This window comes from Calothrix sp. PCC 6303, from assembly GCF_000317435.1.
Classification (GTDB): domain Bacteria; phylum Cyanobacteriota; class Cyanobacteriia; order Cyanobacteriales; family Nostocaceae; genus PCC-6303.
Genome location: NC_019751.1, coordinates 2,780,440 through 2,801,729, shown reverse-complemented (window position 1 = coordinate 2,801,729; position 21,290 = coordinate 2,780,440). Strand labels below are relative to the sequence as shown.

At 39.8% G+C, this 21,290-nt stretch carries 20 protein-coding genes; 5 read left to right on the top strand and 15 right to left on the bottom strand.

Annotated features, from left to right (window positions below; genetic code table 11):
* Nucleotides 1-64 precede the first annotated feature (64 nt).
* Complete coding sequence (locus CAL6303_RS11415) at nucleotides 65-1,312, top strand: hypothetical protein (protein ID WP_015198001.1); 1,248 nt, start codon at nucleotides 65-67, stop codon at nucleotides 1,310-1,312.
* A gap of 180 nt (nucleotides 1,313-1,492) precedes the next feature.
* Here the strand turns inward: CAL6303_RS11415 and CAL6303_RS11410 are convergent, their stop codons facing one another.
* From CAL6303_RS11410 to CAL6303_RS11360, 10 genes are all read right to left on the bottom strand, one after another.
* Nucleotides 1,493-1,873, bottom strand: coding sequence for a type II toxin-antitoxin system VapC family toxin (locus tag CAL6303_RS11410; protein WP_238993793.1), 381 nt, complete (start codon nucleotides 1,871-1,873; stop codon nucleotides 1,493-1,495).
* An 8-nt stretch (nucleotides 1,874-1,881) separates the two neighbouring features.
* A complete protein-coding gene (locus CAL6303_RS11405) occupies nucleotides 1,882-2,247 on the bottom strand; it encodes a hypothetical protein (protein WP_015197999.1) in 366 nt (121 codons plus the stop codon).
* 156 nt (nucleotides 2,248-2,403) lie between these two features.
* Nucleotides 2,404-3,561, bottom strand: a complete 1,158-nt coding sequence (locus tag CAL6303_RS11400; protein ID WP_238993792.1) for a hypothetical protein — start codon at nucleotides 3,559-3,561, stop codon at nucleotides 2,404-2,406.
* Nucleotides 3,562-3,907: 346 nt separating this feature from the next.
* Nucleotides 3,908-4,144: a hypothetical protein gene (locus CAL6303_RS11395; protein ID WP_041739431.1), complete on the bottom strand. Its 237-nt coding sequence runs from the start codon at nucleotides 4,142-4,144 to the stop codon at nucleotides 3,908-3,910.
* Between the two features lie 86 nt (nucleotides 4,145-4,230).
* Complete coding sequence (locus CAL6303_RS11390) at nucleotides 4,231-4,722, bottom strand: AAA family ATPase (RefSeq protein ID WP_015197997.1); 492 nt, start codon at nucleotides 4,720-4,722, stop codon at nucleotides 4,231-4,233.
* A gap of 22 nt (nucleotides 4,723-4,744) precedes the next feature.
* A complete protein-coding gene (locus CAL6303_RS11385; protein WP_015197996.1) occupies nucleotides 4,745-5,596 on the bottom strand; it encodes a nucleotidyltransferase domain-containing protein in 852 nt (283 codons plus the stop codon).
* A gap of 96 nt (nucleotides 5,597-5,692) precedes the next feature.
* A complete protein-coding gene (locus CAL6303_RS11380) occupies nucleotides 5,693-6,205 on the bottom strand; it encodes a GNAT family N-acetyltransferase (protein ID WP_015197995.1) in 513 nt (170 codons plus the stop codon).
* A 399-nt stretch (nucleotides 6,206-6,604) separates the two neighbouring features.
* Nucleotides 6,605-7,060 carry a GNAT family N-acetyltransferase gene (locus CAL6303_RS11370; RefSeq protein WP_015197993.1) on the bottom strand — a complete coding sequence of 152 codons (456 nt, stop codon included), beginning with the start codon at nucleotides 7,058-7,060 and terminating at the stop codon, nucleotides 6,605-6,607.
* A 664-nt stretch (nucleotides 7,061-7,724) separates the two neighbouring features.
* Entirely contained in the window at nucleotides 7,725-8,564 is an 840-nt protein-coding gene (locus CAL6303_RS11365) for an SWIM zinc finger family protein (protein ID WP_015197992.1), read from the bottom strand.
* Between the two features lie 70 nt (nucleotides 8,565-8,634).
* Nucleotides 8,635-11,955 (bottom strand): DEAD/DEAH box helicase, encoded by a 3,321-nt coding sequence (locus CAL6303_RS11360; protein WP_015197991.1) that lies wholly within the window; start codon nucleotides 11,953-11,955, stop codon nucleotides 8,635-8,637.
* 379 nt (nucleotides 11,956-12,334) lie between these two features.
* On the opposite strand from CAL6303_RS11360, the gene CAL6303_RS11355 reads away from it, so the two are divergent.
* Both CAL6303_RS11355 and CAL6303_RS11350 read left to right on the top strand, forming a co-directional pair.
* Nucleotides 12,335-12,751: a XisH family protein gene (locus tag CAL6303_RS11355; protein WP_015197990.1), complete on the top strand. Its 417-nt coding sequence runs from the start codon at nucleotides 12,335-12,337 to the stop codon at nucleotides 12,749-12,751.
* The gene (locus tag CAL6303_RS11350; RefSeq protein WP_015197989.1) at nucleotides 12,739-13,074 is read left to right on the top strand and encodes a XisI protein; all 336 of its coding nucleotides are present in this window, start codon (nucleotides 12,739-12,741) and stop codon (nucleotides 13,072-13,074) included. The genes CAL6303_RS11355 and CAL6303_RS11350 overlap by 13 nt, the downstream gene beginning before the upstream one ends.
* A 6-nt stretch (nucleotides 13,075-13,080) precedes the next feature.
* Here the strand turns inward: CAL6303_RS11350 and CAL6303_RS11345 are convergent, their stop codons facing one another.
* Genes CAL6303_RS11345 through CAL6303_RS11335 form a run of 3 tightly spaced genes read right to left on the bottom strand, consistent with a single transcriptional unit; the run spans nucleotide 13,081 to nucleotide 16,070 of the window.
* Nucleotides 13,081-13,467: a type II toxin-antitoxin system VapC family toxin gene (locus CAL6303_RS11345; protein WP_015197988.1), complete on the bottom strand. Its 387-nt coding sequence runs from the start codon at nucleotides 13,465-13,467 to the stop codon at nucleotides 13,081-13,083.
* Nucleotides 13,464-13,715, bottom strand: a complete 252-nt coding sequence (locus CAL6303_RS11340; RefSeq protein WP_015197987.1) for a type II toxin-antitoxin system Phd/YefM family antitoxin — start codon at nucleotides 13,713-13,715, stop codon at nucleotides 13,464-13,466. Before CAL6303_RS11340 ends, CAL6303_RS11345 begins: the two co-directional genes overlap by 4 nt.
* A 54-nt stretch (nucleotides 13,716-13,769) precedes the next feature.
* Complete coding sequence (locus CAL6303_RS11335; RefSeq protein WP_144051036.1) at nucleotides 13,770-16,070, bottom strand: WD40 repeat domain-containing protein; 2,301 nt, start codon at nucleotides 16,068-16,070, stop codon at nucleotides 13,770-13,772.
* A gap of 82 nt (nucleotides 16,071-16,152) precedes the next feature.
* On the opposite strand from CAL6303_RS11335, the gene CAL6303_RS11330 reads away from it, so the two are divergent.
* Complete coding sequence (locus CAL6303_RS11330; RefSeq protein ID WP_041739428.1) at nucleotides 16,153-16,347, top strand: transposase DNA-binding-containing protein; 195 nt, start codon at nucleotides 16,153-16,155, stop codon at nucleotides 16,345-16,347.
* Nucleotides 16,348-16,364: 17 nt separating this feature from the next.
* Nucleotides 16,365-17,537, top strand: a complete 1,173-nt coding sequence (locus tag CAL6303_RS11325; protein ID WP_041740456.1) for an IS4 family transposase — start codon at nucleotides 16,365-16,367, stop codon at nucleotides 17,535-17,537.
* Between the two features lie 9 nt (nucleotides 17,538-17,546).
* Here the strand turns inward: CAL6303_RS11325 and CAL6303_RS11320 are convergent, their stop codons facing one another.
* A complete protein-coding gene (locus tag CAL6303_RS11320; RefSeq protein ID WP_041740455.1) occupies nucleotides 17,547-19,784 on the bottom strand; it encodes an NACHT domain-containing protein in 2,238 nt (745 codons plus the stop codon).
* 189 nt (nucleotides 19,785-19,973) lie between these two features.
* Nucleotides 19,974-21,290: a DNA cytosine methyltransferase gene (locus CAL6303_RS11315; RefSeq protein WP_015197986.1), complete on the bottom strand. Its 1,317-nt coding sequence runs from the start codon at nucleotides 21,288-21,290 to the stop codon at nucleotides 19,974-19,976.

Here is a 21,290-nt window from a genome sequence, read left to right as displayed (position 1 = left end):
CTTTCATCGCAACTAAATTTACCTAATCTGCGTCATCTCAATCATATTTATCTATATCTTAAATATGACACTGAAAACTACTATTTTGGCAATAGTGGGCAGTTTGACACTGGCTATTCCCCATACATATCAATATACTTTTGCAGAGACTTCCGGTAAATTATCCCAAGCACAACCCTCGTTAAAAGCTTCAGCAATACCCAAATCTGTTGTCTTACAGGTGCGACAAGATATGGCGAAGCGGTTAAATTTGAAACTTACAGATGTGCGGTTTACACGGGTAGAGTCAAAAATATTTGATGCTTGCTTGAATCTGCCAGCCAAAAACGAGAAATGTAAAGAAATTGGTTACAAAGGTTGGGCTATTAGGGTTGGTGCTGGTAAGCAAAGTTGGTTGTATCATGCTGTTTCCCGTCAAAATCTCAGTAATAATTTCCGCGTCAATTGGTTGCAAAGCTTACCTCAAGATGTGAAACAAACAGTAATTAGCAATGTCACCCGATTCAGCGAACTACCACTAGGAAAGATAAAAGTTGTGTCAGTGGAACCACGGATATGGAAAAATAATTGTTTAGAACTTGCCAAAACAGACAGACGCTGTAATTCCACTAAAACCCCCGGATGGTTGATCAAGCTTAAAAGCGATACCTACGGTGGTAAACTACGCTTAAATGAAAATGTTCCATCACAATGGGTATATCACAGTGATTTGGATGGAAAAATAGTAGAACTGGATTTAGTTGGCAGTATGGGTAATTTATCCCAGAAAATTAACGCAGATATTTTATCTGATGCTGCAAAACGTTCCCAAACTCAGCCTGATAATTGGAAAGTTCAGCAAATTCAAAATGTTCAATGGTCTAACAGCTGGAGTGGAGATGGACCATCAAGACCAATTACTGGGGCTGTTCCGGTTGAGAATTATACCTTTGGTTGGAAAGTATTGGTTTCCTCATCTAAACAAAAATGGGTATATTATGCAACTAAAAACGGATTTGAATTTGATGCACCCAAAAGTGTTCCCTCGTCTCTCGTCCAGGAAGCCATCAGAGCCGCATCCGTACAAACTGGTAAAGCTGCGAGTAATTTTAGATTACATTGGGCTGACTTGGTAACTTGGGATGATACCTGTTTGGGTGTGACTATCAATAAACCTGCTTGTGAAAAAACTCCGGTTTTGGGTTGGAGAATTAGTTTGATGGAAAGTAATTCAACGTTGTTTACTTTCCACAGTCGTTTCGATAGGGATGTACGATTTGCGGGTAGTAGTCCTTGGTTTTTTCCTCCATCTGCAAATCCTGGTGGACGTTAGCGATGTTTTGAATGTGCAAGACGCTCCAAAATACCAGAGAAAAGATGAGGGCAAGGATGCCACTAAGTAGTTAAACAAAATTAATTACACAATCTTAAGGCATGAAACTTTTACCCAGACTAGATCCTTGTGTGTAAATAATTCTGCGCGATTACTTATGATTTATGGATTTGCTATGGGTTAGGTGAAGGGGTTGATGATATTCAGTCCTGCAATTCTGAGGAAGTCACTGGTGTTTCGGGTGATTAGTGTTAACTGGTGGATGATCGCAGTGGCGGCGATCGCAGCATCTGGTAACTTGATTTTGTAGTTTTTTCTAAGTTGAATCGTCTGTTCAGCAATATCGGAGGTTAGTTCCAGTTCCTGTAGTCCAGAAAGGAATAGTCTGGCTTGTTGCTCTTCGGCAGGGGTTTGATTAAAGCCGAGCAATTCGATTTTCGAGATAATCGAGTAGGCTCCTTCTCCAGTCAGTCCTTCAAGAATCAGGTCGCTACCGCGCTGATTAAGGCTACCCCGGAGGTGGTAAATCAGGATATTGCTGTCGAAAAGATATTTCATCATCTTTCCGCTTACTCGCCCCAGTCTAAGTACCGTTGGGATGCAAGTTGAGCATCAATTTCGTCACAAGTTTGGTGGCTCCAACTGCCTTGGGTCGATGCAAAAATCTCCTGGGGTGAGGGTTTTAGGGGTTGTTGAGAGGCAGGGCGATCGCGGACATCAAAACGGGTGAGAGAATTTTTGAGATGGTTGACGAGGTAATCAAACACTTGCCAACGTTCTGACTGGGTGAGTTGGTTAAGGCTGTGGAAGATTTCCTGGAGTTGTGGACTCATGGCACTATTGCCCCAGAGATGGAAGGCTTTTGCTATTGTAACGTAGGTTGCTGGCTCACGATTGCCCTCTAGTAATTCTATTCTATCACCGCGCTCATTCAATACGGCGATCGCTATTCCCTGTTATTCCAAAAATAGTTGGTAACGTTCTCGGTCAGCGGCTGCAAGTAGCCTTGAACCTAGCACCAGCAAATTCCTTCAGTCCGCTGCAACGGGGTTGTTATAGTGCGCCGATCTTCTCAATGGTTCCATATAAGATCACCGATTTCCTAAGAAAAAGTAGATATTGTCCAAGGTCAAAATAAGTTTTAGAGCAAACTCTTGAGTGTACACATCATCTTGAGCTACGCCATGTGCAACAGAATGTCTACTTTCAGGTAAATAACCTGCTTGGACATCAAATCCTCTAAACACATAATCGTTTAGATAATCTAAAAATTTATCTGGGAAGCATAAAGAACCAAGAGTAGTGAACCTGTTCTTTCCTTGATTCGATATATATTCCTTTAGCTCCTTCGTATTTGGACTCTTACCAAAATCTTGGTGATATGCAATTCTAATAATACCTTCTAGCTCAGTTGCAAGGTTCTTAACGGCACTAATATAACCTTCTTCAGTATTAGCTAAATAGCTATTTATTCCTGCTTGAATAATCTTTTTCTTGCCAGCAAAAAGGGAATTATTCCACCACCTTGATGTAAGGCTTGACAATTTTTCTTCATTGAACGAATCTATGAGTTCTTGTAGTATAGACGGATATTTTCTATTTTCTTGATAGTAAAGTTGTATTTTCTCTATGCCATCATTAATAACAGCTACAAAAGGAAACCAGCCCTCTTCTATCATTTGCTTGAAGTTGTCACTTTTTTCCAGAAATAGATATTCATTTAAGTAAGTAAGCCTTCTATAGTAAAATCCCATTTCCTTCAGAATTGACTGACCGTTGAGATTTCCACTCAAATCAAAAAACAGACCCAAATGCCAGTTTTCGCGGAACAGCCAGATAATTCTATCTCCGTCTTCTGGATTCAAATCAATCACAATATCCTGAAAGAAAACTCCGATTATATCTGCCAAATTGTTTTTAAAGACGGCTCGATATGGCTCAACAGGGGTTTTAGGGATTGCCGTTACACCAAAAGGAAATTGTTGATAAACATAAGCCTTGTTATCAGGTTTGATAATCACCAAAAGTGAGTTGAGAAATGAACCAATATCTGTCCCAAGAATTGAAGACAGAAGTTGTGTCGCAAAGAGGGGAAAGTGTTCATCTATAGAAGAAGTGAACATTTTCTGAATCACTTTTCCTTCTTTTCCTGGCAAGATTGTTTCAGCAGCAAGTCCAGCTAACTGAAAATCATCGATTACCTTAGGCTCATAAACTTCTTGCACCTGCATAACTTTATCTTCTACCATAGTCACCTTCGCTTGCTGCATCCCTACCTAATAAATTCTTGGAAAACTAAAGTCTAAAAGATAACTTTTATGTAATTGCTTACGCCAAGGACTCAGCAGTATAACTATTTATTAACCCGAAATTTTTCGTCTATCAGCCAAATAAATCCAGTCAAATCAAGCATTACAGACAATTCAGTCATAATATTCAGAATTTTTCCAGCTATCGTCAATATCCAGCTATTATACAGAAACTTTCCAGATAACTACCTAAGTATAGGTGGATATCAAGAATTTTTCTGGCTATTCTCCTTATTTCGGGTAATAGGCGGAATTATTCAGCATATCGACCTGATTTTGTACGTAATTACAAGCTTTTCAGTCTGTTTATTGCGGATATCCAGAAATTTTTCATGTAACATCCAAATAAGGACATTAAAAGAATTTCATCAGGAAATTTCCGTACCATATATCGCCGAACATAACTGTCAATCCGCATTACCTGACCCTGCTCCAGATACCGAATTGCCGCAGGAATTTCACTCAAGGGATAACTGCGATCGCATGTAGTTTGAAATTCGTAACGTTGTCCATCACCTGCCACAAACTATTGCAGGATTAAAGCCAAACCCAGGAGGATGTCGCTACGCGATCGCTCTCCGCAATACCTCAAGCTGTTGTACTTCAAATTCAGCGTTTTACAACCTCAATAGAAAATCCCTCATCAGCAGATGGTGGCTGAAAGAAACTGGTTACATGACGGAAAACTTCTTCGGTATCAAAAACCGATCGCTCTGGATTGGTTTCTCGCCGTTTGGCAATTTGCTCTATGCAGATTTTGTCATCTATCTCAAGATAGATTAGGCGATGGGGAATGTTCTCGGTTAAAAATATATTCTTGAACCATGCTCTTTGATTCTTTGTATTTGCTGGAAAATCCATAACTACAGAAACTCCAGAATTAAGTATGTTTCTGATATGGGATATTAATAGTGGTTTGAGGCGATTTGCATATTTCAAATAATCATCAAAATTCTTGATTTCTTCTGGGTAAAGAGTTGATAACCAATCATCCTCAGATAGGAGGATTCCATTTAATTCTTGAGAGATTTGACGGGATAATGTAGATTTACCAGCGCCCATTTTCCCACAGAAAAATATCAAAGTCCCTTTTGAGTACATTTGTTTTCTCCTTGGATAATTATTACATCTCTAAACGGCGTTCGCCATACCATTGACTCAACTCAAGCTCAATTTCTTCCAAAATAGCTACAGCTTCCGCAATTGATTTTGTTGCTAACAAAGCAAAAGCCGACTCTACCCGTTGTTGATAGTTGTGCGGACACACAGCAAAATTATTCGCCATAGCGACTGCTCCTTTCTCATTCAGTAGGTACTCATGATTTAGTGCAAATAATACCTGATTTATACAAGCAATACTGCGGAAACAACAGCCTGATGCATGGGCTATATCACCTCGTGCAATTGACTTTTTCCCAACTAACAGCGAAAAGCTAATTTCCCAAGCAAATGTATCAATAGTTGCTTTTTGCAGTTCTATGGGATAGGGTTGGGTTTTGGCTTGCAAAGCTGCGAGAACACCATAAGAATCACAAAGTGATAAAGAAATAGCAACTTCCCCCATATAAATTGAGGAGACAAAACCGTGGGGATGTCCGGGTTGATAATCAATTGTAATTTTCCCTAGTCTGCAATCATTAATCACGCGATCAACCTGATCGACATCACGATAGAGAAAATCCACAGGTATATTTTTAATCTTGAGCCAACCACCACCATTAATCCATTTTCCCCATTCACCAATTGGTGTAATCAGATTGGGACGATGATTATCATCAAGTTCGCAAGCAAGTTGATTGAGAGCAATTACATCGATGGGATTGTCTGGTTGGTAATAAATTCCTAAATCCACATCTGACTTCGGGGTGTGATTCCCTCTTGCGCGAGAACCTCCGAGTGCTACAGATGCAATCCCCTCAATTGACTGCAAACGTTCGACTACATCATGAATAAAGTCAGGTAATTGCTGATTCATAATTAGCTCTACCTCGATTGAGTATTGAGCGTTGAAATTACAATTGGAAATCTTAAGAATTTTAACAGTACCCTTTAGGGTTATTTCATTGTAGATTTAAAGAGACTTTTCCATTACGTAATTAACAAAACTTTCACCCCGACAAGTTACTTCCTGCTTTTGGACAATTGAAAACCCCATGCGTTGGAAAAACGGTTTTGCGGTAATACTAACCTCAACAAACAATCGATTCAATGACAACTCAACTGCTTTTGTTTCAATTACTCGATAAATTTGCTTACCGACACCGCAACCTTGGTAATTTTTATGGCAATAAAAACAGTCGATATGACCATTCGCTTCTAGCTCTCCAAACCCGATAATTATGCCCATATCATAGGCAATATATGTAAATCGACTTGAACACATTTTCACCCAGTCTCTAAAGTAGATATTATCCGGTGCCCATGCCCGAACTTGGTTGCTTGAGTAGTCGCGGATATTGATTTCACGAACCGTGTCATGGAATAACAGGGCTATTTGTTCGGCATCCCGTTCTTCAAATAATCGTATTGCAATCTGACTATTTATGTATTCGCGGAGGTCTTGACTGCGATCGGATTGTTTCATAGTATTTCCCTTTGTTTATAAATTTATTGGGGCTGATCAAAGGTTTTATGCAACACATAATTTTATCGTCATGACTTTTCCCTGGCAGCCTTGCATTAGCCTTTCTTGTAATCACGCGATCGCCTCAGGTGCTGCGCGCGAACTGACAAAAGCCCTCCGGGCATCCAAGAAACAGCGCTTGCGCTATCGCATAACGACTCAAGAATCTTTAATTAAAGATTTAGCACGACAAGTACGAAAGAGCCGGTTTTTCTGAGAGAACAAAACTGTAAAAGTTTTAATCCAAATTGCCGTTGCTGTGTTTGACTAGAGGCTTACCAGGGTGGGTATCTCATAGGTTTTGAGGTTAGGAACGAGAATAATTGTTGGGCGGATCGCTACCCACCTACCATTTTTAGATCAAAATTCACGTCGCATCACAAGTTCGCCGTCCTCTTCTTTTCCGGTGTAAACAAAACCCATCTTCTCGTAGAACGGACCTGGACCACCTTTGGCTGGCACACAACTTGTTTCGACTGCATATGCCCCAGGGCGCGTTTTGACGTGTGCGAAGAACAACTCCAGTGCCTTTCGCCCGTACCCACGCCCCTGGTATTGCTCATCTATCATAAAGCGCCACAGAAAGTACTCTTGCTGAACTGCGTTGTCCTCCAACATCAAAAAACCGACTGGCACATCGAGAGCATAGATTGCGCGGAACCAAGCAATCTCTGGATTGAAATGGGCTTCTGCAATAGACGTAGCGTTGGATGTCACGAACTGCTCTTGGTGTGGGGCTACTTTTAAGCGAACGATATCACGCCAGTTTTCCTTAGTAATCTCGCGCAGCGTTACTTCGAGGTCGAATTTGGACATACAGAGTATTCTCCCTAAACCATGTCTTTTAAGAATAGTTTCTTACTGAACAATACAAGCCACACCACTTAAACATGCAATTCGAGATTATTGCTGAGAAACTTAAAATTCATTTACGAAGTATTTCCATTGGCGATCGTAAACAGTTGCCAACTGGTTGAATTGTTGGCGTATCTTATTTGCTTGGATGGCAGAATCATGAATTTTCATAGTGCGATACCCCGGAGGAGTCGCTACGCGATCGCTAATAGCCAAATCGATAAATTCTGTAATGCCATAATTGTTTTACGATGGGAATAGTTTTTATTCTGTAAATAATCAACCAGATAGATGTATACATATTTGGTGCGAGTAATTCCAAGAATTTAACCGCACCCTTTTCATCTATAGGGGGCTTGTCAGGGTTTTATGCAGCCGATATTTCGGTGTAACTTCCCTGCAAGCCCTAACTAATCTCAGCCTTTCTGGTAATTTCGCATTGTTGCACAGTTTCGCCCATAAGTTGATTGGTAATCGTCGATTTTCTTATGGTTGCAGGTAAATGGCTAATAGATGGAAACGAGCGTGCTCAAAACGGTGAGTTCCATGAGATACCAACAACATTTCGTCATTACATCACGGCAGATGGTTCTTCAGTTTCATGACATTTATAAAAAACCTGGCATTAAATCAAATTTTGATTTTTTGTTTTCACACGCTGATAAAATTCTTCCATAGTTTCAATAAAAGAACTATCTTTATCCCAAAATGCTGGATAATCTCCCTGTTTTTTAATCAAAATTGCTGGTACACTATTATTTATTGAAAGCTCAATCGTTTGGGGTAGTCGCTTTGTACCTAACCAAAATTCTCTCGCACTAGTTTTAACAGTAACTTCTTGCTTTTGTGGCTGGGTATAGAATGAAGTCGAAACTTCGTTACTGATTTCTTTAGTATCTAATTCTTGGGAAAGTGCTTTTCCTAAAGGTGTTTGGGCAAGTTTTGCTTGCAGTTCAGCTTTCGATAATCCCCGAAGTTCAAATAGCAAAAATGGATTGCTATCGAGTTGGGAAGCAACTAAATAATAAACTCCTGCTATGTGTTTACAAGGGTTAGAAGAATCGGGACAAGAACATTTTGTTTTGAAGTCCTGACGACTCTTTGGTAAGAGGTGTAATCCAAGTTGGGAAAATGTATCTTCAATATTTTCGGGAACCTCATTTAGCAAAAGTCGAGAAACAATACTTGCTTTTGATGAAAGTTTCTCAATTGTCAAATTCCAGCTTGTTTTTGGGATAGGTGTAATTTGAATGGAAATATCATAAGTTGGTTCTTTATGAACCCCAAAATATGGATTTACTGAACCTCTAACTTTGGCAGTAATTTGGTTGCCGTTGATTTCAAAGCTTTTGACTTTTCCACCACCAGCATAAGAACGACCTCGTTGCAATCTACCAGAATCGGTAAATGATTCCAAGGCTTTAATGAAAATTTCTCCCCACCAAGTTCGAGAAAATTTAGTCATAAGTTTTACAGAGTTAGGAATTAGGAGTTAGGAATTAGAAATGTAGAGACGAGATATATCACGTCTTTAATTATTCCAATATTGCGCTTTTATTCAATGCGATTAACTGTTTAAACGCTTCATTATCAAGTTCTGTCAACCACGATTCATCACTCCCAACTACCGCAGCAGCAAGTTTTTTCTTATCTTCAATCATTTGGTCAATTTTCTCCTCCAAGGTGCCAATTGCTACAAATTTATGTACAAAAACATTCTTTTTCTGCCCAATTCGGAAAGCGCGATCGCTTGCTTGTTCTTCGACTGCTGGGTTCCACCATCGGTCAAAATGGAAGACATGATTGGCTTTAGTCAGGGTAATACCAACACCACCTGCTTTTAAGGAAAGTATAAAAACTGATGGCTCTGTCTCCGGGTTTTGAAATTCCTCAATCATCTTTTCCCTCCTCTGACGCGTTGTTCCACCATGCAGGTAATATGTGTTGTAATGCAGCGTATGTTTGATATGTTTCTCGATTGATTCGCAAACTTCCGTAAATTGACTGAATACGAGTAAACTATCTCCTTCGGAAACTGCCTCTTCTAGCATTTCCACTAAACGACTAAGTTTATGCGATCGCATGACTGAAAATTCGCTACCATCTTGTAAGAATTGGGCGGGATGGTTGCAAATCTGCTTTAATTTCATTAATGTGGAAAGGATTAAGCCTTTGCGTTGAATCCCTTCTGCTGCTTCCAATTGCTTTTCTACATCTTTAACAACTGCTTCGTACAATGATGCTTGTTCTTTGGTAAGATTGGTGTAGAGTTTTTGGTCAACTTTATCCGGTAAATCGTTAATAATCGATTGGTCAGTTTTGACTCTGCGAAGAATTAAGGGTTCAACCAACTTCTTCAGGGTACTCGATTTAACTTTGTCGTTATCCTTCTGGATGGGAATTTCAAAGGATTTACGAAACTGTGCTTCTTTCCCCAAATAACCGGGATTGAGGAAGTTAAAAATTGACCATAAATCCAACAAACGGTTTTCTACAGGTGTTCCTGTCAATGCAAGTCGGTGTTTTGACGATATTTTCAGGATGGCTTTGGTTTGTGCAGCTTTGGGATTTTTGATATTTTGCGCTTCATCCAATACCAAACGCTGCCACTCGACACTATTTAATAGTTTTTCATCTTTGCGAGCCAAAGTAAAGGAAGTAATTATCACATCATTTTGCCGACAAGCAGCTTCAAAGTCTGCTAGTTGAGTTATGCGATCGCTTCCATGATGTACCATTGCTTTTAGGTGTGGTGCAAATTTAGCAATTTCTTTTTGCCAGTTTCCGACTACTGAGGTTGGTGCAATTAATAATGTCGGTAATAAGCTGTTTTTCTCCTGGTTTAAGTTGTCTGAGTTTAAATTATCTGCTTTTTTCCCTTTCTTCTTCTCGATAGTTTTCTTAGAAGCTGTTTCTAAACTTGATTTTTCTTCCTCATCCTTCTCCTGCACAAGTCTGGCAATTACCTGGACAGATTTTCCCAATCCCATATCATCAGCTAAACAACCATTTAACCCCAGCTTTTCCAGATAACTCAACCAGGAAACACCACGTTTTTGATATTCACGCAAATTTCCTTGTAAATTCGGTAATTCGCAAACTGGTTCCAACTGACTTTTATCTTGCAGCTTGGTAATCATCTCCGACAAAAAATCATCATGTTCGATTTCCCACTCTTCCCCAGCTTCTGCACTGCGTTGGAGAAACTCTAACATCGACATGGAAGGCTTTTCATCACCATGAGTTTGCCAAAATTCCAACATTTGCTGCATTTTATCACGGTCTAATTCCATCCATTGACCGCGAAAATTTACTAGAGGAGTTTTCGCATCAACCAGTTGTTCCCATTCACTGCGGGTAACTAGTTCCTCTCCAATTGCTAACTCATATTCATACTCTACCAATGAGTCCAGACCAAAATAACCTTTTTTATCATTTTTACTAGCAGATTTCCCCCCAGAGGAAGCTTTCAGACGAACTTTTGCCCGACGGCGACCTGCGGGAGTGTACCAAGCTGGTACAATTACTTTAAAATTTGCGTCTTCCAATACCCAAGCACTTTCTTTGAGAAAATCAAATGCTTCATCTAAACTAATTTGCAGTCCAATTGGTTTATCGGTTTCTAATCCCTGCCATAATTTCGGATACATTCGTGCTGCATATCCTAAATTTAGTAGCAGGTTGGTTTCAAAGTCCTTATCGATAAAGTTGGGAAGTTGGGAATTGGAAGTTTGGGAAGATGATGATTTTTTGCTTTTCTTATTGCTGACACTATTTATATCCCCATTCTCCAGTTTCATTTTCCAATAGTCAACTAATGCTAACTTTGAAGAAGGGTCTTGTTTACTCGCTACTAAAAACTGAATCTGCCAATTCTTTATATTTTCTGAAGGAGGGGATTGGAGTTGAAAACAAAGATTAAAAGATGAGTCATTTTGACTGCGGGTAATTTTACTTTTCCAAGTCAACCATTGCTGATATTCGGTTATTGCGACATTCCCTTTTAGGGGATTGCACTTTTTTTGATAAAGACAGTGGTAAATTAATGAATCTTCAATTCGTTTATCAAAAGCGGCTGTAGAGGTTGTGTTAATAACAATATTATTCAGAAGAGATTCACTAAAATGGCGTAAAAGTGTTTCTCTGTCGAAGAATTCCACTTGATTATGAAGTGTTGCGGAACCTGCCACACAAATTAGTGGCATGTATTCGATATATTTAGTGATATTTGCTTCGTATTGCTCGGAAATTATTTCCCATGTAGCGTAAATTTCCGGTGATTGTTTCGCTTGAGCCTCAGTTTGTTTCTTACCTTTCTTTGTGGTGGTGACAACTTCTTTTATTCGGTATTTTAATGCGGGAATATATTGGTCTTTGAGAACAACTTGTTTGAAAGTTTGGGTGTAATGATACCAAAATAACAAATCAGAACCAAGTTGAATTTCATTTGATAGATATAGTGCCAAAAAGTGAATATCGCTAATGACTTTTATCGCATTCACTGTTTGAATATCGTAGCAATCCACCTGCCAATAGGCAAAATCAAAATCTTCAGGAATTTCCGCTTCTAAATACTTACTTAATTCTGGAGAAGCTAAAGGTTGATTGTTTGCGGTTGGTAAAGCGAAATATTGGGGAAATATGCGTTGATTTAATTCAACAGGGCTTGTCTTAATTCCCAATTCCTGAGTTAGGAAAGTGATTAATGCATTTTTGTCAAGATGCCCAGGATGGATTTTTGGGTTTTTATTACTAGTTTTTTGGCAAACAGGAGTTTCTACCCACAGGAATAAGCTACCTGCTTGGATAAAATCTGCTTCAGCGCTTGGTATCCAGGTTCCATGAATTATTTTCACTTTCCTTGATGCCTCTGGATTAATACTATGGAGAATTAAATTTACTTTACCAGAGAAAAGGGCTGACAATCTACCTTAAATCAATGCTGTATTGGTTTTAGAAGGTGATCTTTCGATAAACTTCTCTTCGAGACAATGTGCGATCGCATTCATCAACTTTAAACTAATACAGGTTTACTATTGTCAGGGTAATTTGACTTCAAACTTAATCCTTTGGTTTTTTCACAAACTTCTTATCAAAGATATAAAATTGGGTACGATTAACTACACCGAATACTTTTAGTGCGACAATTTCGATATCTATTAAGCTTTTGATATCTGTGATATAATAATTCAGCTTGAAATAGCGAAGCTGCGATTTAAAATTAAAAAGTATCAAATGGCTAAAGATGCTTTTCATCAACAAGTTAAAAATGCTTTAATCAAAGATGGGTGGATAATTACAAACGACCCATTGATAATTCGGATTAGTGAAGCAATCAAAGTACAGATAGATTTAGCCCCAGAAAGTGCCATTGCTGCGGAACGTAATACAGAAAAAATAGCAGTTGAAATTAAAAGTTTTATTTCAGGTTCTGACATTAGTGAATTTCATACAGCGCTCGGACAATATCTTAATTATTGTCAAGCATTGGAAGAAAATGAACCAGAACGAATTGTATATTTAGCAGTTCCATCGGAAACTTATTTAGATTTTTTTCAGCTTCTTTTTGTCCAACGTGCGATTCAACGTTATCAAGTGAAATTGATAATTTATGACCCCAAGCAGGAGGAAATACGGCAATGGATAAAATAGAGTTATATCGGCAGTATATTAAACAAATTTTGACCGAACATGCACAAAGCAGTTCTGAAAAAGATGCTGTAAAACCGCAGTTAATTTTTGATACAGAGAATGACCATTATCAATTAGCTTATGTTGGCTGGCAGGGAGATAAGCGTGTATTTGGTCCGGTGATGCATTTTGATATTGTAAATGGGAAAATATGGATTCAATATAACGGTACGGAGGAACTTGTTGCGGATAGATTAGTTGAGTTGGGTGTGCTTCCTGCTGATATTGTGATTGGTTTTTATTCGCCGTTTAAGCGTCAATTTACTGCTTATGCTGTAGAGTAGAATTTTCTACCAAATAACATCAACAGGATACTGTACGATTTTACTGTCTATGGTTATTATTGGCATTTTTTCTACTTGACTTTGAGCAATAAGTATTCGATCAAAAGGATCTTGATGCAAAGCTGGTAAATTGACGACTTGTAAAGCATGAGTCATTTCAATCGACAAACTCTCAAATCGATTCAGAATTAACCGACTGGGAATATATGTTTCTGGAGGCTCTGGTAAACTTAATTTACCCAAGCGTACTTTAATGACAATTTCCCACGCGCTCGCAGCACTTAGAAACAAGATGTTCTCTGGGTGGGTAATTATATTTCTGGCTGTAGATGAAAGTCGGGTATCATCAGTAACCCACCAAATAAATGCATGGGTATCAAGTAACGCTCTCATTCCTCTTCGTCCGTTGGGTTAAGAAAAGCATTTAGTACATCATCGGGTAGGGGAGCATCAAAATCGGATGCAGTTGTCACTTTACCACGGTCTAACCCTGGAATTCGGGGTAATTTTTGTTCGGCAATTGGGACTATACGAGCAATGGGAGTACCTGCTTGAGATATAATTATCTCCTCTCCCGATCGCACCCGACGCAGCAGTTCGGCAAATTCAGATTGACCTTCAGGGATTTCGACGTTGTACATATATAGTTACTCCTAATCTCTACAACTAAATGGTAGCGAGATTATCAATGAATTTTACATTTCCCCATCTTCCACTGCACCTAATGCTTTGAGGGTAGATATTTCTGCATCAGTTAAGCCTTTTACACCTGTAATGTTCATGTTTTCATAAGGGCGATCGCTTCTCAATGTTTTTAAACACTCCCCTATTTCGATGTCCCAAATTTTAATTGTTCCATCCTCACTACCACTGGCGAGAATTTTGCCATTAGGACTGAATGAAATAGATACCACCCAGTTAATATGCCCTTCTAGAGTATTTAAACACTCACCTGTATCCAAATTCCATACTTTTATTGTTCTATCGTGACTACTACTAGCAATAATTTGACCTTTTGGGTCAAACACAACGCATCTTGCATCACTAGTATGTCCTTGCAACGTTGTGATGCACTCACCAGTTGTTACATCCCATAGTTTTACCGTTTTATCGTAGTTTCCACCACCACTGGCAATTATCGTTCCATCTATATTAAAACCAATCGACCAAACCCAATCAGTATGTCCTTGCAATGTTTTGATGCAATCACCAGTTGTGACATCCCATAGTTTTATTGTGCAGTCCTCACTACCAGTGGCTAATAATTTGCCATCTGGACTAAAAGCAATAGATTTTAACCAAGCTGTATGTCCTTTTAGAGTCCTAATCAATTTATAATTAGACAAATTCCAAAATTCAACAGTGTCTTTATTTGCCATAGCAAAAGTCTGACCATCTGGACTAAAAATTACAGGTAATAACCATCTATTGTAACTCTGCAAAATTTTTAAGCACTTACCAGTCTTAATATCCCAAATTTTTACTCCGTGAACCCCTCCACTAGCGATAAGTTCGCCATTATTTCTGTTAGGATTAGCACTAATATGTGTCACCCATCCCGTATCAGCTTGTAAAGTATCGATACATTTACCAGTATCAATATTCCATAATCTTAATAATGAATCGTCACTACCACTAATTAAAGTTTTCCCATCAGGGGTAAATGCAACACACAAAATTAAATGATGATACCCTTGTAGAGTTTGAAAACATTCACCTGCTGTAATATCCCAAAATTTGACTGTTTGATCGTCTCCTGCACTCGCTAATATATTTCCTTGTGGGCTGAATACTACTGAACGTACTATATTAGTATGTCCGTGTAAAATCTGAAGGCATTGACCCATATTTATATCCCACAATCTTACTGTTTTATCAATGCTACCTGTGGCTAGAATTTGACCATTGGGGCTAAAGCATACTGACCATATTGAATTTTCATGCCCTTGTAAAGTCAGCAAACATTTACCAGTATTTACATCCCATAATTTGGCTGTGGAATCACTACTACCACTGGCAATTTTTTTACCATCTGGGCTAAAGTTGAGGGTTCTGATTCTATCTGTGTGTCCTTGTAAAGTTTGGATGCATTTACCTGTTGATATGTCCCATAATTTGATGCTGGAATTACTGCTACCGCTAGCTAATATTCCTGTAATACAAAAGGCTACGGAAGATATTATATCTGTGTGTCCATATAAAGTATTTATACATTGACCTGTCGATATATCCCATAATTTTATTGTTTTATCTTGGCTTCCGCTAGCTATAATTTTCCCATCGGGAGAGAAGGCAACGGAATATACCCTTTCAGTATGTCCTTTCAAGGTTTGAATACATTCACCTGTCTTTATATCCCATAACTTGATTTTAGAGTCTTGACCACCACTCGCGAGTATTCGACTATTAGGATGAAAAACAATTGTTCGTACCCAGTCAGTATGTCCCTTCAAGCTTAAAATCTTTTCACAATTGCTAACTTTCCACAAGTTAATTTTCCCATTAGCATCTGCTGTTGCCAAAATTTGACCATTTAGGCTAAAAGCAATTGATAAAACAGTACCTAAGATTTGTGTAACAATACAATCTCTCAAATCTGCCTCGGCAAAATTGGTGTAACGGAGACTGGTATTGGAAAAATCTGCATTCCAAATTACTGCCTGGGATAAATTTTTACCTTCCAGTATTGTTTTATCAATTTTTAACAGCAGTCTAACAATATTGCCTCCAACATAGCCTGCTTCACATGGGGTTTTGCCACGAGTTGCATCCAGGATATGTAATAGAGAAAAGTGACTATTTAGCATTGGTAGTAGCAAATCTGTAACTGCTTTTGTTAAAGGTGCTTGACCAAAGATAGGTTGAAGTTTCTCTAAAGATTCGCTAATAAATTTCTTTAACGGAGCGATCGCTACACAATTCCCCGTATTATCCAATTGTCGTGAAAAATACCCCGACCAAGTATAATCAACCTGACTTTTCCCGCTAAGTATCAAAAGCCTTACTCACCAAGGATTTAGGAAAAAGGACAGTACATAAGGTAAAGTAGTTAAAATTGGGTGCTAAAGGTGACAAATCATGTTGGATTGGTGGGAAAAAAATTTTACGACTTGTGAGTTGGGCGATCGCCGATTGAATGAGCGTGCAATGTCGATTGGTTTTGCTTTAAGTCAAGGATTTGGCAAAGCACTGTCGGAAATCTTCAGTTCCGGAACTGTACTCAAGAGAGCTTATGAGTTTTTGCGAATGCCAAAGTGGAATTTTCCAAACTAATTGAGCCGCACTGTCAAATGACGGCAGATATTGTTGCAGAATATGATGTAGTGCTGTGTGTTGGAGACACTACTTTTCTAGATTATGACAGTATTGTGCTTAAAAGAGAAGGTTATGGTCCAATTGGTAAGGGAGGTAACGGTTTAATATTACATAGTGCTTTAGCGATCGAACCCAAAAATGGTCAATCAATCGGTCTGTTGTGGCAAAAACTGTGGAATCGAGAACCAAAACAGAAGCCACCAAAAAATGAAACCTCAGTACAAAAGAAAAAACGGCAAGCGGCAGCCCGAAAAGAATCACGAAACCGTCCCTTTGAAGAGAAAGAATCTTACAGGTGGGTAGAAGCACTTACGACAGTAGAAAAGCGTACAAGCAAGGATATAAAAGTGGTTCATGCTTTTGATAGAGAAGGTGATATCACAGAAGTGTTCATTCAAATCCGTCAACTTAAACACACAGGTGTCGTAGTTCGTGCTGCTCATAACCGCAGTTTAGATTCTGATAGTGAGCGTCTCTGGTCAAAATTGTCAGCACAACCTATCAGTTTTGAACAAGAAATTGAACTACCTTCTACCAGCAAACGTTCTGCCCGCAAAGCCAAGTTAGCTGTCAGATTTTGCCCTGTCAATCTCCGTACTCCCTACCGTTTTGACGACCGCGACCCAATACTAGTATATGCTGTTTATGCTACAGAAGTTGATTGCCCAGAGGGTGAAACGCCTGTAGAGTGGATGTTACTAACCACGGAAGTTGTCGCAGATATCCAAATGGCATCTACGATTTTACGCTGGTATTCTTATCGTTGGCGTGTAGAAGAATACCACAAAATTTTGAAATCAGGCTGCCAGGTGGAACGATACAGACTTGCTGCTGAGGGTATGAAGGCTTTAATTGGTTTTTTAAGTGTAATTGCTGTTGAACTCTTGCAGTTAACTTACCTACATCGTACTCAGCCTGATTCTATCGCTATTGAAATCCTCAATCCCCTTCAACTTCGCATTTTGAAAGCTAAATCACCCAAACTGCCCAAGATATTAACTGTTAGTTGGGCTGTGGAAGCGATCGCTCGTCTTGGAGGATATCTTGAACATCGACATAAAACTCCTATTGGTATCCAGGTACTATGGAGGGGTTGGTTAAAATTGAATGACCTCTGTGAAGGCTGGCAGCTTGCAAGAGAGACTTAACGGGAAAAGTCAGGTATAATCAACAGGTGCAGCACTCCCATCCAAACAAGATTGTGCCTGTGCCAACTCGATAAAATCCCCAGCCAACACACCCAACTCAGCCGCAAATTTATACGCGACAAAAAACTCCAACAGTGACCGATGGGCAGGAGTATAATCCCCGTTAGCATTACGAATTAGCATAGTTTGCGCCATCATATCGTAGTGCCAATGATCCAAATCCTTCTCTTTCACCCCAAACAACCGCCGAATGCGATCGGGGAATAGCTTATAATTTAGGCTCATCTCGTCGCTAGAAAGCATTTCCCAAGATAATTCGCACAGAAAATACAACTTATCTGCCAGGGAAGTAAAAGTGCGATCGCTCTTAATATCCCGCTCCATTTTTCGACGCACCGCATACAAATACACCCGTGCCATATCCACAGGTTTCCCCGCTTCAATATCCGGTAACGCTTCCAAAATCAACTCTGTCATCACTGGACGACGGGCTAAATCCAACAATTGCGGGTTCCCCATTACCTGCTCGACGGTTCTAGGTTCGGCTTGAAATAACAGCACCTGACGAATTTGCTCGTCGTCAAATTTCTCCAATTCCAACACCTCAAATTGTGGTGTTTCCCCACTCAGATTTTTGGTTGATGCACTTAACTCTGCATTCAACAAAGCCCGTCCTTCCCGTGCTTCGGGAAAATGCTCGGTGCGGCAAGTTAAAATTACCTTGGCTCCGGGAACCACTACTTTCGCTAATTCCCAGAAATTATTAATCATCTGCTGTTTATCGACTTTTGCAGCCATTTCGTCGAAACCATCGAAAATCAGCAGCAATTTACCCATGCGGTTAAGCTGGTCGAACACATCGCTATTTATCCGGATATTGTGCTGAGTAAAAAAGAACCCAGCTAAAACATTTTCCACATTTAACGCCTTAGCAAAATCTCGCAAAGTAATAACCAAAGGCAATCGGGGACGCTCCACACCGCGTTTTTGGGCATCTTTGTATCTCTGCAACGCCACCCAAGCATAATGAAACGCAAACCAGGTTTTCCCCGTACCGAATTCACCCAGTATCGAAATATGCTCCTTAGCGGGGTCATCGAGCCACAAATCGATATAGCCATCAATCCAACCGTCTTCTTCACCGTAGCGACTCATTCCAATTTGCCGCTTGCTAACTGGGTCAATTTCTTCCTTACTGCAAGCCAACGGCACATACTTAGTATCAACTTTGCGGCGATCGATTTCCGCTTCCAGCCAGTCAACATAACCGCTAAAGTCGGCATCAAGGTCAATCAGTTCGTCAAAAGTGTAACAATCGAGGTGGCGATTTTCTTCCTTTTTTACTTCATCACGGGCTGCTCGTGAAATTCGTCGCGTTGTCACCAACCAACCCTCATCGGTTTTTTGTTCTTCAACCGAGGTTCGTAAAGCCATGACATCACTCAATCCCACTTCCCCGGCAATTCCTCGCACGAGGATGCGGTCAAAGCTACGCCGGACAGGGATATTGATGATAAATTCAAAGTAATCTTCTGCCCAAATTTCGTATTTTTCTAGTTGATAACCCAGGGTTTCAAACCAACCACGCATTTGTTGAGCTAATGCGATGCAGAAGCTGCCACCTTCGGTGAACGCTCGACATTGATTTTCTTCTTGGGGAGACGCGATGTATCCTGTCTCTACATTTCCCGGTAACGCTGGGTAATTTGACGCTGCTAATCTAGCTATTTCTGTACGAATACCTTCTAAAGTTGGTTGCCTTTCAATCTGCTCTTGGATATTAGCGATAATTTTGTGTAACGAGCCAATTTGCTGACTCATCAACGTATCTGCTGGTTTACGGGAACGTTTGGCAACTTCGGAGAATACAATATAAAACGCTGCGATTTCTCTCCTAATATCAATCCTTAAAGCTTGAATATCATCACCCAAAGCATACGCAGCAACAAAAGCATCAACCTCCGACAATAAAATTGAGGGGTTATTGTGGTCAAATGCCTTACGGAAAGCTAGTTTTATCGCGTCTTGGCGAAACAGTTCTAAAATTGGCTTAGGTTTACCCACACCATATTCAACCAAAGTATAAGCGTAAACATCGCTATAATCTGCTGATGGATGCTCTGGGGAGAGATTAAACTGCTGGAGCAACTTAATTACCGTCTCGTTACGCTGGATTTTTTCTTTAATTAGGGGATTAGCAACACCAGTAATGGCATTGAAAAGCAAATCCAGGTTAATCAAACTCATAACGAGACTCCTACGCGATCGCCTAAAATAGTGCTTACAAGTAATTGCCACTACAAATGATATAGCGTAATACTCGATACTCAGAGTCGATTTTTATACTTTTCTCAATATTTCGATACTATTGATAAGTTTCCCTCGAAGATTTTTGACAACACTACTTTCTAGGGTTTAACAATAAGTCGGAATATCTTAAGATATGAAGATATTTTTTACTGGAGGCGATCGCTCGTTGCCAACTTCGGCATTTTCCGCATCAACCAAACCAAAAGCAAGGCAATTTAGTTTTCCTGACTGTTGTCCCATTGAGTGAAAAATTGGCAAACTAAGCGACGCTTCAAGGGTTTGTAAATCCAGGAGATGCTTAAACACAAAACAATTTGTCCCCGTCGAACTTTGTTGCTGTTCTTCCAAATGTGTCCACACTTCGGATGCAATAGCATAAGCCAGCAAAGGAGGAACGCTATTCCCTATTGCCTTGTGAGCAGCCAGCTTACTTGTCCCGAAATCGAACCAATCAGGAAAACTGTGTAACCTCGCAGCTTCCCTAACTGTTATCACCCGCGCATGTTCGTAATGAATTGGGCGCGCTGCGGTTCGATTCCCGCTCCCAGCGCGTAATGTTGGGGAAAAACCATCGGACACTAATCGATATGCCCAAGTAGTTGATTCTTTCTCCCCAGGCTTTGTATCGGTGTATTTCTGTTGAGTAGCTGCTGTGTGTACTGTTGCTTGAAATCCACTAATATCAAGGGATTTCGAGACACAAGGGTGGTCACTGAGCCTGCCTGCCCTGAGCCTGCGCCGAAGGGTCGAAGTGAAGATTTTGTCCAAATATTCTGCATATTCGCCCTTTTCGCCCAACTCCCAGGTGTCGGTTTGAGAATTGATAGGAATGTAACTCAGGTCAGAAATTGCATCCCCAACTGTAACTTTTTTATCACTCTCCAATGGTGGTATAACTTCGCCAAACTTTGAGCCAATCCAGATAGCCCTTTGTCGTTTTTGGGGTACGCCGTAATCCGAAGCTGTAAGCAACCATTTGGATAGAATATATTGTTCTTCGATGAGAGCGATCGCATTCCCGGTAATGCCAGCAAACTTCTTCCACTCAATAGCTGGAACATTCTCCATCACGAACATTGACGGATTTAGTTCTATCACCAGATTGATAAATTTGAGGACTAATTGATTGCGATCGTCATCAAGTTTTTGCTTACCAGCAACCGAAAAGCCTTGACAGGGTGGACCGCCTATTACTGCGGCAATTTCTCCGTCCCAATCTTGATATTTATGTTGAATAATGTCCCTTATCTCAGTTGCTGTAATCTCCCCGATATCTTTACATAAAACTGTCGTATCAGGAAAATTATTTTGATATAATTCTAAGACTTTGGGGTTATTATCGATGGCGATCGCTACTTCAAAACCAGCAGATTGAAAGCCTAAATCAAGACCACCAATCCCACAAAATAAACTAACTACTAATTTCTTATTTTTTGACAACAT